Below are 14,171 nucleotides of genomic sequence, written 5' to 3'. Positions count from 1 at the left end.
CGGATGGAGATCCAGGATCTGCTGACCCGCTATTGCCACGCCGTCGACCGCCACGACTGGCATGAATTCGAGCGCCTCTTCGCAACCAATGCGACCCTCGACTACACGGCCTTCGGCGGCCCGGTCGGCAGCCGTGCGGAGATTGCCGCCTATCTGGAACAGGTGACGTCGGCGATGCGCGGCACGCAGCACACGATCTCGACGTCACTGCTGGTCGTCGACGGCGACGCCGCGACCGCGCGAACGGCCGGCCACGCGATGATGATCTCGGCCGATGAAACGGGCGTCGACCGCGTGTGCTTCGTCGGGCTCTGGTATCGCGACCTGCTGGTGCGGACCGAATGCGGGTGGCGCATCCGGAGCCGCTCGCAGGAGCGCAGCTGGATGCACGATGCGCCGCCGGTCGCAACCGACTGAATGCCCCGCGCGGCGGCGCCTTGCTTCACTTCATCTGCATCAGCTGAATCAGGTTCCCGCACGTATCGTCGACGACCGCGACGCGCACGGGCCCGGCGTCCATCGGCTCCAGCGTGAAGCGGACATCGAGATCCTTGAGCCGCGCGATCTCCGCGTCGAGATCGTCGACCTGGAACGATGCCGCCGGAATGCCGTCCTCGTACAGCGCCTGCTTGTAAGGCCCGACCGCGCGATGGTGGCTCGGCTCGAGCAGCAGCTCGGTGCCGTCCGGCTGGTCCTTCGACACCACGGTCAGCCAGCGGTACTCGCCTACCGGCACGTTGTTCTTCAGCTTGAAACCGAGCTTGTCGGTATAGAACGTCAACGCCTTGTCCTGGTCGTCGACGAAGATACTCGTCACGTAGATTCGCATTTCAATCTCTCCTGTAGCGGCAGCCACCGCCCCGCCACTATTCTTCGTCGAAATCGATGACAAACGCATAACCGCCGTCGATCAGCTTTCGCAGGTAGCCGTCGAAGTCGTCGGCGATCACCGCATAGTTGTCGGGATCGTGCAGGTAACGCACGACCTGCCCGACCTTGCCGCCCGGCGCCGGGTCGAAATCGATGTAGAGCTGCGACGTGCCGCCGTTGTTCACGCAATGCGAGAAGCACAGCCGCCGGCCCAACGGCAGCGCGATGTCGATGCGCGGATCGACGAGTTCGCCGTCGTCGTTTGCGTCGTCTCCATACATCTCCTCGATGCTGTCGCGGTACTTCGCCCCTTTCTCGAGCATCTGGGCGGCCGACAGCAGGTAATACGGGTATTCGTAGACGTCGGAGCCCAGCACCAGCACCTTGACCGTCGTGCCGCCGTAGTCGCGCCGGTAGGTCCCGTCGAGCTTGCCGAGCAGTTCGATCAGGCTGGCCGGGCACCGCGGATACGCGGCGCGCAGCGCGTCGAGCTGCGCGGGCGTCGCGCCCGTGGCGGCGGCAAGCGCCGCGTTGTCGGTATCGGGCAGCGCGGCGCGCAGGCCGGCGAGATAGGTATCGACGAGGGTCATTGCGTCAGGTCCGAAGAACGGGCACACGCCATTTTAGTGTCGTGAGTTGCAAATTCGTTTCATGAATCGATTTTGCTGCCTGCGGTGACGCAGTGCTGCTTGAACAGACGTTCGGATTAGCGCAAACCGTCGTCGGTGAGGATCACCGATCTCGTTTTGCTGACGAAATCGCCAATGAGACCGCGTTCATCGGGTCGGTTGAGTGCATCCCAATTCAAGACGGTTTGCCGAGTGACCCGCAGTTTCGCTGAACCGCTTGGTCAATTTGTCAGTTCATATTTCCGTATCCTGTTCGTCGTCTGAATATTGGCGCGGTCTCGCCCTTTGAGAGCGGGACACGCCGGTACTACGGGTCTCATCTTCGTTCGCGCCTCCTGCTTGATTGTGAGTGTCATCTTCAGGGACGTACAGCACGTCTCCCTGAGCCCGCAGTCTCATGCCGGCTACGATCCACTCACGAAGAAAGCGCATGCTCGACTTTGCTACATCCTTGATACCAGATCGAGTGAACACTGGGGCGTCTCCCCGTTCGGTTTTATTTGCCTACCAAGGCAACGGGATCTTGAGGCTTTCACGGTTGTCGCCGAGGAACAGCGACGGAAGAAACCGCGAGAGAAACGTGAATTCGTTGTAGCAGTGCATGAGCAACGCCTGTCCGAAAGCGTCGGGGAAGATTTCAGCGATCTCCGACGGGCTGTTTCCAAGAGCCGGAAGGTCCTGCCCAATGTAGAAATGACTGCGCAGCGCAAGGCCCCATTCGGCGTCCCGGCCAATATGGAGCAGCCGCCCGCCGATAACCTTGCCGCCAGCAGTCCGTTCAGGGTTCTCGCCCAAGCCAATACGACCACATACCGCGGCGCTCAGGCGGCCATCGCTGCGCGCCTTCTCGTACGCATCTGCCTCGAAAAACTCGGTCGCATCCCTGAACTGAATTGCCAGCCGCTGTGCCGGCAGTCCCGTGAAAAACTCCTCAACGAGATGGACCGAACCCACGTGGGTATCGGGTGTACCCTCCGCCCACGCGCTGCTCACGTGATCCACCGGATGCCACCAGCGATAGTGGCGGGTGTCCGGGCGGGACCGAAACCACCACTCGAACATCTCACCGGTGCAATTGTGCAGATCGGTACGGCAAGCGACGTGGAGCACGCCGTTTTCCAGTCGTTCGTAGCCCGTCTCCATGCGCAGCGGGGCCGGATTCAGCAGTTGACCAACTTCTTCGAGTTTCATCTCTCTCTCCACGATAGGTTGTTCGGCACCGATGCCGAAACTTGCGTTACAGGTACAGCTGTGACTCACGTGCGACGCATGTCGGTTCGCGGCGAACCGCGAAGCCGACTGCGCCGGCAGCGGCGATGTTCGAGGCTGTAGAACCTCAGAACGCCGTTGTCAGCCCCAGGCGACCAATGGTTTGTGAGTGGCTGGACGAAGCGGCTGTCGGGCCAAACAGTCCGTTGATCCAGGCTCCGGTATCCGGGTTGTCACCGGAGGCGTGCTGATACACCCCTTCCAGGTAGACCGCGGTGCGTTTGGAGAACCAGTACATCAGAGCGCCAGTCACCTGGTGAGCCTTGTTGTTCAGCAAGGTCTCGTTGCCCTTCATGTATTCGTAGTTCGCACCGAGCGTCCAGACATTCGAAATAAACCAGTTCGCGCCAATCTGTCCGACGTCAATACGCGCGCCGGTCAACGTGTTCTTCGTATTGGTATAGAGCACGTTGGCGAGAACAATCCCTGCGAAGTTGTAGTGCATGCCAACACCGTAGTTTCGTATGCCGTCGTGGCCGTTATTCATCTGGGGGTACTTGACTTCCGTATAGGCCGCCCCAACAGCGAACGGGCCGCGAGAGTAGTTGGCACCGAAGCTGACCGAATTGCTGGACGAGAAATCTCCTGCGACCTGTCCAAAGCCGTAAAGCGCCCCGAATGTGAAGCCTGAGAAATCGGGTGATTTGTACTTGACTGAGTTCGAGACGCGGGACGATCCCGCCACGCGATCGAAGTCGGATGATCCCGTAGCATTATTAGGAATCCCGAGTGCAGAAAAGGGACCCTGTCTGAAATTATAGAAGCCGCCATAGAGAAGCGAGCCGTCAAAGCCGGCGTTCTGGTCGTGAAACCCTCCGAACAGCAGCGACTCCCACATGAAGTCGTGTTGATTGCCGGCCGTGATGTCGCCCAGCCTCGGGTCCGACAGGCCGACCCACGCCTGACGTGCGAAAAGAGCACCCGCAGAAGGTATCGTCGAACCGTTGGCCATATCGAACTGGCTTTCGAGCATGAAAATCGCTTTCGTGCCACCGCCGAGGTCTTCGGCGCCTCTCAAGCCGAACAGGCTCGGTGCCCAGACGCCCGTGTCGAGCAGTGTGTTCGAATGTCCCCCTTGGTTGCTCACGTAAGTAATCCCGGCATCCAGGAATCCGAACATCGTGATCGAGCTTTGTGCGTGTGCGTTCGCAGCAGCGACGGACACTGCCACCAGTGTAATTGCGTGTCTCCTCATGTTGTCTCCGATAGTTCTATTTGTGATGTTGCACTGCGGTGTTTCTATCGTTTGTCTGTACTAGTCGGCCGTCCCGAGATAGAGATGTCGGAGGCGTGGGTCGTTGCGGATGGAATCGATCGGGCCGGAGAGGGCAAAGCGTCCGTGTTCCATCACGTGGACGTGGTCCGCCAGATCGAGCGCGCGTTCTACGTCCTGTTCGACGATCAACATCGTCATGCCCGCTGCCTTCAGCTCGCGCAGCGCGAGGTATAGACGGTCCATCATTACTGGAGCCAGCCCAAGGCTGATTTCGTCAAAGACGATGAGACGGGGGCGGGCCATCAAGGCCCGGCCTATCGCGAGCATCTGTTGCTGGCCGCCGGACATCGAAGTACCCGCGTTTCCGCGCCGCTCTCGCAGATCGGCGAAGAGGCTGTATACGTGATCAAGGCGCTCCTGAACGTCATTGGCCGGGGCGTTACGTGCAGCGAGAACGAGATTCTCCTCAACTGTCAGCGAACTGAAGATCCGGCGGCCTTCCATACATTGGGCCAAGCCCAGCGCCGCGAAGCGATGGGGCGCGCTTGCGCCGAGTACCTTTCCGTCGACCTTGATTTCCCCTGCGGTCGGACGCACCGTTCCAGAAAGCACATTTGCGAGGGTCGTCTTACCTGCGCCATTCGTACCGAGGATCGCAATGACGTCTCCGCTGTGGACGGTCAGATCGATCCCATTAAGCACGCGGGCCTGACCGTATCCGGCGTGGATATCGCTCAGTTCTAGCAGCGGGGCCGAAGCGCCCCCTTCCCGGACACGCGGCACCGCCGTCGAGGCGGACTCGACGTGTTCATGTTTCACTTTTGACGACGGGGTATCCGGGAGGCTGCGATGCGCCGTGCCGAGGTAGACAGCAGCGACCTCGTCGCTTGAGAGGACTTCCCTCGTCGGCCCCTCGGCAAACTTGCGGCCGAAATTCAGAACGATCAGGCGCTGGCAGCACTCCCGGACCACGCGAAGGACGTGTTCGATAATGATGACGCCCTGAATCTCGCCCGAAAGCGAATGAATGAGGTCGATGAGTTCAGTCACTTCACTGTCGACAAGGCCTGCACCTACCTCGTCCAGCAAGAGAATCTTCGGGTCCAGGGCAAGAGCCCTTGCGACCTCCAGGCGCTTTCTTCGTAGCAGCGGCAGTTGGCGCGCAGGCAGGTTCGCCGATTCGAGCAGACCGGTACGCTCGAGGATCCTGTCGCAAGCGAGGAGCGCTTCGCGCTTCGGGCAGAAAGGATGCAGGCTGAACCGGGCCGCAAGCAGGTTTTCGCGCACGCTCATATCCATGAATGGACGCGGAATCTGGTAAGTCCGACCGATCCCGCAGCGCGCGCGTTCGGCGGATCCGAACCTGGTTATGTCCTCGCCGTCCAAATAGACAGAGCCGCCGTCCGCCTTCACGGCTCCGCCCAGCAAACCGATGAGAGTGGACTTTCCGGCGCCGTTCGGGCCGACCATGCCGAGAACTTCGCCGTGCGAAACAGAAATGGATACGGAATCGGTAGCAACGAGTCCGCCATAACGCTTGACGAGATCTGTAGCATGAAGAAGTGGTGTGGAATGTTCGATGCTCATGACGCTGCCTTCCGGTTTGCGATTTTCTGGAGCAGTCCCGCTATTCCCTGAGGAGCGAACCGGATGACTGTAATGAGAATGGCGCCGGTAATGGCGAGGTGGAGCGCCGGCCAGTCAGCGAGCAACTCGCCTAGCGCGACAACGAAGATTGCCCCCAGAAAGGGCCCGGCACGTTTCCCCTGCCCCCCGATTATCACGATGGACAGTGCGCTGACCGTCCATTGAATGCCGAACGTGCCATAGGGTTCGACTGTCCCCAGCTTCAAGGCCTGAAGGGCACCCGCGATACTGGTCAGCGCACTCGACACCAAGAAGGCGAGGAGCTTGATCCGAAACGTCCGCACGCCCATTTGCGATGCAGCGTCCTCATCGTCGCGCACGGCGCGTAACAACACCGAGAACCGCGAGCGTGTTGCGATGCTCATCAATACAATGGTCACGGTGGCCAGGGCGAGAGCCATGAGGAACAACGTGCGCAGCCCCGGCGGATCCAGAGCGAGCACGAGCCCCGATGCACCACCGAAGCCGCTGTAGTTGACCATGAAAAGACGGAGTGCTTCCGCAAGTGCAAGGGTGCCGACAGTGAAGTACAGACCGCGAAGCCGGAACACACCTCTGCTGACGACCACGCTTAGAACGGCTCCCGTGAACCCTGACATGGGTACGGCCAGCCACGGTGGCATGTCCAGCAGATTGACGAGGCCAGTCATCGAATACGCACCGGCACCGAAGAATGCAGCTGTGCCGAGCGAGACCATTCCCCCGAAACCGGACATGAGATTCCATGCTTCGGCGATAGTCAGTAGCAGCAATAGCCTGAACCCGACTTCAAGCGCATAGTCCCCCATCCGAGGCACGACGATTCCGACGAGAACGAGCAGGACTGCGGTGACGGCAACTGGAACCGAGGCAGTCGCAGTCGATCGGGAGAGCGCATTGCGTACCTGCCCTGCCGTTACAGAAGTCGCCGGATTGTTTGATAGATTCGTCATTAGCGTACTCCCGGCACCATGCCCTGAGGACGCAGCGCAAGAACGAAAAGAAAGATGACCAGGCCCACCAGATCACGATAGCCATCGCCAAATGCGAGTGCGCCGATGCTCTGCAAAATACCGAGCGTGATTCCGGCCGCGAGTGTTCCAAATATGTTGCCGATCCCGCCCATCACGACGACCGCAAAACTCATGAGCAGGTAGGTCGAACCGGTACTCGGCGTAAAAGAGAATGCGGTGGCAATGAGCACGCCTCCCATTGCGGCGCAAGCTGCTCCCAGCGCGAATGTAAGCGCGTGCACTTTAGCGACGTCGACGCCAATCACGGCTGCGGCCGAGGGGTCCACTGCGGCTGCTCGAAGGTCACGACCGAACCGGGTCCGGGTGATCAGGGTGTGCACGCCGAGCGTAAGCGCGACGGAAACGACGAATCCGATCACGTAGATTTCGCCGATCGTCACTGGACCAAAAACAAGTGGACGCGCTGAATAGTCCGTGTTGATGGCACGTGTGTCCGCGCTGAAACAGAGCAGGTAAAGATTCTGGAGGATGATGGAAACGCCAAACATTGTCATCATCGGCGCTTCCATCCCCTTGTTCGCCAGTGGCCGGACAAGAACCTTATGGAACGGCAACGCGATTGCCCCCATGGTCGCGGCGACAAGTGGAAGGCCCAGAAGTGGATCGATGCCAGCGAACTGAACGAGAAAGAAGCCGATGTAGGCCCCACCAACCAGAAGCTCTCCGTGTGCAAGGTTGACAAGGCGCATCACGCCAAGTGCGATAGACAGGCCCAAAGCAGTAAGCGCGAGCATTCCGCCCAGGATGAATCCTGACGCAATACCACTCAGGATAACTGATAAATTTGGATGGTATATCTGGAGCATGATCAATTCCTCAAACCATGCGTTAGTGGAGTGCCGGGAGCGGAAAGACCAATTTTCCGTTGGCCTTTTCCTTGGGCCATACGGTCACCGCCCTCCCGTCTTGCCATTGCATGACGACGACCGGGATGCGTGACGTATGGTCTGCATCAAATTTCACCGGACCCACGACATACGACTTGTCCGTTTTGCCGATTGCCTGATTGATCTTCTCGCGGTCGGTGCTACCGGCCGCCGAGATTGCATCCAGGAGGACCTGGGCGGCGGCGTATGAGTCGGCGATATGCTGGCTTTGTGTTTGATGCGTTTCCGCTTCGAAGCGCTTGCCGAGTTCAGCCGCACCAGGATAAGGAAAACTGGGATCCCAATAACCGCCCACCAGGACTCCATTGGAGAGCTTGCCCAAGGCCCTGGCAAACTGTTCGGGCTCCCCCCCCTTTTCCATGACCAGCAACTTGGGATGAAAGTCCGCCGCGGCCATCTGCTTTCGCATCGCGATCGCCTGTGGCGGGATCGCGTCAACCAGTGCGATGTCAGCGTAATCCGCCTTCGCTTGCGTGATCATGGTGGTGAACTGCTGTGAATCGACGGGAAACGAGTTTTGCTGAACGAGCGTGAAGCCGCCTGTTGATATGGCGTTGGGCCAGATCCGTCCGCCGACGACTCGCCCATCCGGACCGTTGTCGGACAAAATCACCGCCTTTTTGTTCGTCTGAAGGCGGTAGTCAGCGATCATCCGGAATGGGGCGACGCCCAATTCGGACTCGTCGAAGAAGACTGCCCATGCATACTTCCATCGCCGGACCGCCTTGAACGCACCAAGTGGGACGCAACCGGAAACGATCGGGACGCTTCGACGCTCTGCAACAAGCGAGCCGGCATTCACCAGCGCCGGCGTGCATGAGCCAAGCATCCCGACAACACCATCCCTGGAGATCAACGTCTCGGTGTTGCTCGCGGTAACATTCGGATCCGTTTTATCGTCGCGGATAACGAGTTTTACCTGATACTGCGCGTTTCCGACCTTGAGCCCGCCGCCTTTGTTGACGTCGCTCACAGCCGTTTCATAACCCCACTTCTGGTAGGCTCCGAAACCTGCAAGCGGGCCGGAAAGTGGCAGGGAAGCACCAATCGTTATCTCATCGGCCGTAGCCGCCGTTGCGAACACGACAGCCGAAGTGAAAACGAGGCCAATCGCCCATCTGTTTCGAAGCCTATCCATTTTGTCTCCTGGTATATGCGTTTTTTTAGTTCTATTTCTTGCGCCTAGAATGCGGTGTTAGCGGATCCCTTGAGATTCAGCATCTCACGTGCTTCGTCTGGCGTTGCAATCTCCAGCCCCAGCTCATCGAGGATGCGCCGAATTTTGCGGACCTGGTCGGCATTGCTCTGTGCCATCTGGCCGCGCCCCAGGTAAAGACTGTCTTCCAGACCGACGCGCACGTTTGCGCCGGCGACGGCAGCCTGCGTCAGTAGCGGCATCTGATGACGGCCGGCCGCAAGTACCGACCACTGATAGCTTTCCCCGAAGAGTCGGTTCGCCGTTTCTCGCATGAAAGTCACGCATTCGGGATCCGGCCCGATTCCACCGAGGATGCCGAAGATCGTCTGGATAAAGAACGGAGGCTTGACCAGCCCCGCGTCGACGAAATGGGCGAGGTTATAGAGATGGCCAACGTCGTAGCACTCGAATTCAAAGCGCGTTCCGCAGCCGTCACCAAGGTGCTCAAGGATGTGGCGAATGTCGCGAAAGGTGTTTCGAAAGATGATGTCTTCGGTTCCTTCGACGTAGTCCCTCTCCCACGGATACTTCCACTCCTTGATTTTTTGCGCGGCTGGATGAATTGAGAAATTCATTGAGCCCATATTCAATGACGCCATTTCCGGCTTGAACCGGAGAGGAGGTGCGAGCCGCTCCTCAAGCGTCATCTTCGTTGAGCCCCCAGACGTGATATTGATGACCGCGTCGGTTTGCGATTTGATCGGGCCAAGGAACCGCTCGAATATCGCGGGATCGGCTGTGGGTCGACCATCGTTCGGATCGCGCGCATGCAGGTGGAGAATTGCGGCGCCAGCCTCGGCGGCCTCAACGGCTTGTTTCGTAATCTCCGCCGGGGTCAACGGAAGATACGGCGACATGGACGGCGTGTGGATCGCACCGGTCACGGCGCACGTGATGATTACCTTTTTCTGGTTCCTGGCCATTTGATTACTTTTCCTCGCGACGACTTGCCGCATCCATTGCCTTTAGATGTTGAAACACCTCCGAGCGCAGATTCGCCTGCTGTTCGGCGGTCCATTGACGGAAGCCTTGCCCGGTCTTCATGCCCAGATGTCCACGCTTGACAAGCGAGTCCAGATACGGCGACGGTTCTGCTTCAGATTCGATAGCAGGCAGCAGCACCTGGTGAATCGCGAGCGTGAGATCGGTGCCGACGAGGTCGGCGTTTTCCAGCGGTCCGAGAACCGGCAGTCGTCGACCGAAGCTTGCCTTTACCACCGTATCGACGGTTTCGGCGTCACAGACGCCATGGGCTACGAGGGAGATCGCTTCGCGCCAGAGGGCATGCTGGAGGCGGTTGCCAATAAATCCCGGAATATCCTTTTCGACCATTGCCGGCGTTTTGCCCACGCGTGTCAGCAGATCGAACATCCGAACGGCAACCGCGTGATCAGTCGCAGGCGTTTTGACAATTTCCACGAGCGGAACGAGAAACGGTGGATTCCACCAGTGCGTTCCCATGGCCCGGTGCCCCGATTCAACCTTACTCATGATGCTGGTGATCGGAATCGCGGAGGTGTTGCTTGCCAGGATTGCGCTCGCCGGTGCGACTTTCTCGAGCTTCGCGAAGAGTTCCTGCTTCCACGCGAGATTTTCGGGGCCGGCTTCAAATACGACGTCGGCGTCGTTGACTGCCTCTTCGAGATCTGCCGATGGAGCGATGTTCGCAACCACGGAGGTGTCGAGTTCAAGGTCGAGCAGGTTGCGCGTCGTGCGTGTCACCAGCGACGCGAGCGCATCGCCATTCACGTCGAATACCTTGACGTGGTGGCCCGCCAGGGCAAAAACCTGGGCAATTCCCTGACCCATAAGGCCCGCGCCGACGATACCGATCTTTTCCATAGTTTTCATTCACCCCGCTGTGTAGCCACCATCGGCATAAACGGTATGCCCGGTGTGAAAATCGGACGCTTTCGAGCACAGGAAGAGCAAAGGCCCGGCAAGGTCTTCAGGCTCTCCCAGCCGGCCCAAAGGCACGCGCGAGAGAAATTCGGAACGGACCTTGTTGGCTTTTTCCGTGTCCTCGAACATCCACGCAGTCAGTGGGGAGCGAAATACGGTCGGCGCGATCGCATTCACCGTGATGCCATATTTGCCCCATTCGCATCCCAATGCACGGGTCAAACCATCAGTCGCTGCCTTGGACGCGCAATATGCGGAGTAGCCTGCGGGATGTCCGAGCTTGCCGCGGGCCGACGATACAAGCACGACTTTCCCGCGAGTCGCGTGTCTGATGACCCGCTGGCCAAAGGCTCTGGACAGCAGCCAGGCACCGGTGATGTTGCCGTGCATCACAGTGTCAAACCGCTCGGGAGACATTTCAATGATTGGGCACGGATCGTTAAGCCCGGACGCGACGACCAGGATGTCGAGCCCTGAAAACGCTGCCAATGCGGCATCCATGATTGCTTCGCAATCCTCTTCATTGCCAGGCCTGCGGACGACAGTCTCTACGTGCGCACCGAGATCCCTGCATTTCCGTGCAGTTTCGCCGAGCGCTTCTTCGTTGCCGGCGACGAGCACAAGCTTCGCTCCCGCTCCAGCCAGCACCTGCGCCGCAAGTGCACCAAAGGCCCCTGATGCCCCGGTTACTACCGCAACCTTGCCGCGGACGTCAAAGAGTGAGCCCGGGGACTTGATCCAATCTGTACTCATGCAACTGCCTCCGCGTATGTCACTACGACGAGCATCGTGGCCACATCGTTACCGTTGTTTCTGACTTCGCGTACTTCATCGGATGGGATGGTGCAGCTATCGAGCGGGCCCAGAACGACCTCCTGAGCCCCGGTTCGGACAGTCACCTCGCCGGCGAGGACAACGTAGACCCTTTCCAGCGGAGAGCTGTCCGGTCCTGCGCCACCTCCTGGCAGAAAGTGCGAGAGTCCAACCCAGAAAGACTCCGGCCCACCGGGTGCAAAACCCTGGAGCCGCAATGCGCACACTTCGTGATGATTGGGCGCTTCATAACGCCGGGCCTCGCCGATGCGGGTGACTATCATGGTTAGCCTTCCCCGTTTTCGATACGGTAGGTGCCGCGCTTGTCGACAATCGCAACGAGACGCACGATGCAGCCATCGCCCTGCGTCCAGCGCCACGGGAATGCCGCGAACGTGACGCGCTTGCCGGTGACCTTGTCGATTTCACCGCCGACGTTTTCGATGCCGCAAATGCCAGCGCTCAGGATCGCCTGGTGACAGGGTTCCCATTCGGGGAAATCCTGGATGACCTTGCGCCCCGTTTCGCGCTCGTACTCCATGTTTACCTGCGGAAGCAGCCCGTTCGGCCAGCCGGGGCCGTGCGGTCCGATCGCGGTACCGAGCGGGTGATCGAGCGCCTGCGTGTCCGTGCCGATCATCTTCACCTTCTTCTTCGCGAACCACTCGCCGGCATCTTTGTAGAATCCAGGCGAATAGGCGTAATACATGCGGCTGTCGCTGTAGTGCTTGTGCCAGCCGGTGTTGACGATGACGATGTCACCTTCGCGAATCTGCGGGCTCGCCTTTTCGAGGTCCTCCGCCGTGACCACTTCCCACTTGCCCTTCGGAATCGAGACCACGACGCCCGTTCCGAAGAAGTGAGGCAGCGGAACCTCGTCCATGAACGGCGTGCCCTCGACGACGTGTGCTGGGGCATCGATGTGAGTGCCCGAGTGCATCACGGTCGTAATGCGCTGGGTCAGGACACCGGATTTGGCCATGTTATGAAGGCGCTCGATTTTCACGTCTTCGAAATACGGCCAGCAGGGCTGACCGAGGCCCCACGGATGACTGAGGTCGTAGAATTCGAGCCCCATGTCGTTATGTGAGTTCTCCTGATAATTGATGCCTCTGACGGTCACTGTCATTTGCGTGCTCCGGTCTAAAAAATATCGTTGGATTGTGTACCGTATTGCGGTACACTTGTACCGTTCTCCGGTGACATGGATACTAATCCTGCGAGAAGTTGAAACCATAGGGATGAACCCGGAGAGACCAGATTCGGGTTTCGACATATTTCAGTGACTAGAACGGATGCTGGCGCGAAGCTCTGGCAAACTATCGACATTTACTTACCGGGCAGAGTGAGATGAGCAGGGCGAGACAGAAAGAGATCGAGTATCAGGAGGCCGCGAAGTCACCTGAAGAGCGGCCGGCTGTACAGGTGATCGCCAGAGCGGCCGCAGTGCTCAGGGCATTGAAGGCACATCCCGACGGTCTTTCATTGGGGGAACTTGCAAAACTTCTCGCTCTGCCGCGCTCAACGGTTCAGCGCATCGTTGATGCGCTCCATGCGGAGAATCTTGTAATTGCCGCCTCACTTGCGCGAGGGGTGCGACTGGGGCCGGCGCTTCTACCGTTGGCAGCAGCAGCCAAATTTGGCTTTGTCGATATTGCGCGTCCAACGCTTCAGCACATCTCGCGTGAGTGCGGGGAGACAGTCGATCTTTCGCTACTCGATGCGGACAAGGTTGTATTCGTGGATCAGGTCCGGGGCACCCATCGGCTACGTGCCGAATCCGACGTAGGGATTTCATTCCCGCTGCATTCAAGTGCACCAGGGAAAGCAATGTTGGCTGCGGTTCCGAAGGACGAACTTGAGCACTTCAGGGAGGTGCTGCGTCTAGGTAAACTCACGCCCCGAACCATTGATTCATGGACAGAACTCGACGCCGCCCTCGCGGAGATCCGTCGTAGCGGCATCAGTAGCGATCTCGAAGAAAACGCAGAAGGCATTTGCGCAATCGCGGCATCGCTACGACTGCCGACTGGCGAATTTGCAGCCATCTCGATTCCTGTTCCTACGCAACGCTTTATGGATATTCGTGGGCAACTGGAGGCGCTACTTCTGGAACAGTGCGATAAATTGCAGCAGCGCCTTTAGGAGCAGCGTCCAAGGGGCATTCGGCTGACGTGGTCCAAAGTGATTGCAGAACAAGCCGACGGGCGCCAGTGGTTCATCGACAAATTTGTGCGAGGTAGCGCGCAGGCACGCAGATCGCAGCTGCCTGAGATGTGCAGTTAGACGAGTAGCTGCTTGCCGATCATCCTGGTACTACGGGCCAGAACCGGATTCGTATCGCTCGGGCGCCGCTGAACCGGTTCAGCGGGCGCGAGATTCAGGGAAGACGGCAGGTTGCACCGCGCCGCGGCGACTACGCTATCGCCGAACACTTCGAGCGCGTCGCGCAACGCGACATTAAAGCGGGCGAAATCCACCTGCGGTTGATGCCCGGCAGGCATGTCAAAGCGCACCTTGAAATCGCGTTGGCGAGGTGGCCGGACCTCTCGAACCAGATCGCCCAGCGCCGTGCGGGTACCGATATACCCCATGGCCCGAGTCTCGCGCAGCGGACTCTCGACGCTCAGGTCCGGAAACTCGCGCACACGTTCGGTGACGTAGTGGACGAACGGATCGAGCACGCACGGTTGCGGTGCGCGTGGGCCATAACGCAGCACCTGGGCG

The 14,171-nt window shown here is 59.2% G+C and carries 16 protein-coding genes and 1 pseudogene; 2 read left to right on the top strand and 15 right to left on the bottom strand.

Annotated elements, in window-relative coordinates; genetic code table 11:
* The coding region (locus tag JYJ84_RS04740) for a nuclear transport factor 2 family protein (protein ID WP_205183264.1) at nt 1-417 on the top strand (417 nt) is incomplete at its 5' end.
* 25 nt (nt 418-442) lie between these two features.
* On the opposite strand, the gene JYJ84_RS04735 is transcribed toward JYJ84_RS04740, so the two are convergent.
* The 14 genes from JYJ84_RS04735 to JYJ84_RS04675 all read right to left on the bottom strand — a co-directional run bounded on the left by JYJ84_RS04735 (nt 443) and on the right by JYJ84_RS04675 (nt 12,573).
* Nucleotides 443-829 carry a VOC family protein gene (locus JYJ84_RS04735; RefSeq protein WP_175220625.1) on the bottom strand — a complete coding sequence of 129 codons (387 nt, stop codon included), beginning with the start codon at nt 827-829 and terminating at the stop codon, nt 443-445.
* Nucleotides 830-866: 37 nt separating this feature from the next.
* The gene (locus JYJ84_RS04730) at nt 867-1,460 is read right to left on the bottom strand and encodes an SMI1/KNR4 family protein (protein ID WP_175220627.1); all 594 of its coding nucleotides are present in this window, start codon (nt 1,458-1,460) and stop codon (nt 867-869) included.
* A gap of 116 nt (nt 1,461-1,576) precedes the next feature.
* A complete protein-coding gene (locus JYJ84_RS37615; protein WP_374102086.1) occupies nt 1,577-1,678 on the bottom strand; it encodes a DUF6429 family protein in 102 nt (33 codons plus the stop codon).
* A gap of 325 nt (nt 1,679-2,003) precedes the next feature.
* Complete coding sequence (locus tag JYJ84_RS04725) at nt 2,004-2,690, bottom strand: DAPG hydrolase family protein (protein WP_175220629.1); 687 nt, start codon at nt 2,688-2,690, stop codon at nt 2,004-2,006.
* A 145-nt stretch (nt 2,691-2,835) separates the two neighbouring features.
* Entirely contained in the window at nt 2,836-3,963 is a 1,128-nt protein-coding gene (locus JYJ84_RS04720) for a porin (protein ID WP_175220631.1), read from the bottom strand.
* A gap of 60 nt (nt 3,964-4,023) precedes the next feature.
* Nucleotides 4,024-5,571, bottom strand: coding sequence for an ATP-binding cassette domain-containing protein (locus JYJ84_RS04715; protein WP_122950556.1), 1,548 nt, complete (start codon nt 5,569-5,571; stop codon nt 4,024-4,026).
* A complete protein-coding gene (locus tag JYJ84_RS04710; RefSeq protein WP_122950555.1) occupies nt 5,568-6,563 on the bottom strand; it encodes a branched-chain amino acid ABC transporter permease in 996 nt (331 codons plus the stop codon). The genes JYJ84_RS04715 and JYJ84_RS04710 overlap by 4 nt, the downstream gene beginning before the upstream one ends.
* Nucleotides 6,563-7,450 carry a branched-chain amino acid ABC transporter permease gene (locus JYJ84_RS04705; RefSeq protein ID WP_122950554.1) on the bottom strand — a complete coding sequence of 296 codons (888 nt, stop codon included), beginning with the start codon at nt 7,448-7,450 and terminating at the stop codon, nt 6,563-6,565. Before JYJ84_RS04705 ends, JYJ84_RS04710 begins: the two co-directional genes overlap by 1 nt.
* A gap of 22 nt (nt 7,451-7,472) precedes the next feature.
* Nucleotides 7,473-8,669 (bottom strand): amino acid ABC transporter substrate-binding protein, encoded by a 1,197-nt coding sequence (locus tag JYJ84_RS04700; protein WP_122950553.1) that lies wholly within the window; start codon nt 8,667-8,669, stop codon nt 7,473-7,475.
* A 44-nt stretch (nt 8,670-8,713) separates the two neighbouring features.
* A complete protein-coding gene (locus JYJ84_RS04695; protein WP_122950552.1) occupies nt 8,714-9,652 on the bottom strand; it encodes a 3-keto-5-aminohexanoate cleavage protein in 939 nt (312 codons plus the stop codon).
* 4 nt (nt 9,653-9,656) lie between these two features.
* Entirely contained in the window at nt 9,657-10,571 is a 915-nt protein-coding gene (locus tag JYJ84_RS04690; protein ID WP_236027328.1) for a 3-hydroxyacyl-CoA dehydrogenase family protein, read from the bottom strand.
* Nucleotides 10,572-10,580: 9 nt separating this feature from the next.
* The gene (locus tag JYJ84_RS04685; protein ID WP_175220635.1) at nt 10,581-11,384 is read right to left on the bottom strand and encodes an SDR family NAD(P)-dependent oxidoreductase; all 804 of its coding nucleotides are present in this window, start codon (nt 11,382-11,384) and stop codon (nt 10,581-10,583) included.
* Nucleotides 11,381-11,728 (bottom strand): cupin domain-containing protein, encoded by a 348-nt coding sequence (locus tag JYJ84_RS38470; RefSeq protein ID WP_122950549.1) that lies wholly within the window; start codon nt 11,726-11,728, stop codon nt 11,381-11,383. The genes JYJ84_RS04685 and JYJ84_RS38470 overlap by 4 nt, the downstream gene beginning before the upstream one ends.
* Nucleotides 11,729-11,730: 2 nt before the next feature.
* A complete protein-coding gene (locus JYJ84_RS04675; protein ID WP_205183258.1) occupies nt 11,731-12,573 on the bottom strand; it encodes a cyclase family protein in 843 nt (280 codons plus the stop codon).
* 221 nt (nt 12,574-12,794) lie between these two features.
* On the opposite strand from JYJ84_RS04675, the gene JYJ84_RS04670 reads away from it, so the two are divergent.
* A complete protein-coding gene (locus JYJ84_RS04670; protein WP_174957359.1) occupies nt 12,795-13,589 on the top strand; it encodes an IclR family transcriptional regulator in 795 nt (264 codons plus the stop codon).
* Nucleotides 13,590-13,885: 296 nt separating this feature from the next.
* Here the strand turns inward: JYJ84_RS04670 and JYJ84_RS04665 are convergent.
* Nucleotides 13,886-14,167, bottom strand: a pseudogene (locus tag JYJ84_RS04665) (IS21 family transposase); the annotation flags it as partial.
* Nucleotides 14,168-14,171: the final 4 nt, after the last annotated feature.

It is taken from the genome of Burkholderia sp. LMG 13014 (genome assembly GCF_905232215.1).
GTDB lineage: Bacteria > Pseudomonadota > Gammaproteobacteria > Burkholderiales > Burkholderiaceae > Burkholderia.
This window is presented reverse-complemented; position numbering and strand designations above follow the sequence as displayed.